Source organism: Streptosporangium vulgare, from assembly GCF_042428775.1.
Lineage (GTDB): Bacteria > Actinomycetota > Actinomycetes > Streptosporangiales > Streptosporangiaceae > Streptosporangium > Streptosporangium vulgare.
This window is the reverse complement of sequence record NZ_JBHMBS010000130.1, coordinates 1-821: the sequence shown is the minus strand read 5'-3', so window position 1 is coordinate 821 and position 821 is coordinate 1. Positions and strand designations below refer to the sequence as shown.

Genomic DNA, 821 nt, shown 5'->3' with positions numbered 1-821 from the left:
GCTAGGTCCTGTTTCTTGGATCAGGTTCGGAGCCAGATCGTCTGGGTGGCGACCGTGATGGTCCCGAGGTAGATGTAGGCGCGTTTGTCGTAGCGGGTGGCCATGGCCCGGAAGTTCTTCAGCCGGTTGATCGCCCGCTCGACCACGTTGCGTTTCTTGTAGCGCTCGGCATCGAACCCCGTCGGGCGGCCCCCGGCCGAGCCGCGTCTATGGCGGTTGGCCCGCTGATCACGAGGCTCGGGAATGGTGTGCGAGATCTTACGCCTGCGCAGGTAGCGCCGGTTTTCTCGAGAGCTGTAAGCCTTGTCGGCGCTGATGCTGTCCGGCCGCCGGCGAGGACGGCCCGGCCCAATCCGTGGCACCCGGATCCTCTCCACCACGGCCACCGGTTGCGGGCTGTCGCCCCGCTGACCGGGCGTCAACAGCAGCGACAACGGACGGCATCGACCATTGGCCGACAGATGAATCTTCGTGGTGAAACCGCCTCGTGAACGTCCTAAGCACTCGCCATCCTGACCACCTCCGCCAGGCGGGCAGACAAGCTGCGCAGCACCGGATCGCCCCGCTTTGTCCCGGCTACCTCCCCCTTTTGCGCCAGGACCGGCGCCGGAGCCTTATGGGGCGCCCCAGCCGCGTGTTGATGAGCCCGGACGGTTGTGGAGTCCACCGATACCTCCCAGTCCACCCGGCCCGCGGCGTCCTCGGCGGCCTGGACCGCGGCCAGCAGTCGCTCCCAGGTCCCATCCGCCGACCAGCGTCGGTGGCGTTTGTAGACCGTGACCCACGACCCGAACCGCTCGGGCAGGTCACGCCAGGGCAGA

At 67.5% G+C, this 821-nt stretch carries 1 pseudogene; it reads right to left on the bottom strand.

The annotated features are described in order from the left end of the window. Positions 1 to 20: 20 nt before the first annotated feature. Positions 21 to 821: pseudogene (locus tag ACFFRH_RS44310) on the bottom strand (IS5 family transposase); the annotation flags it as partial.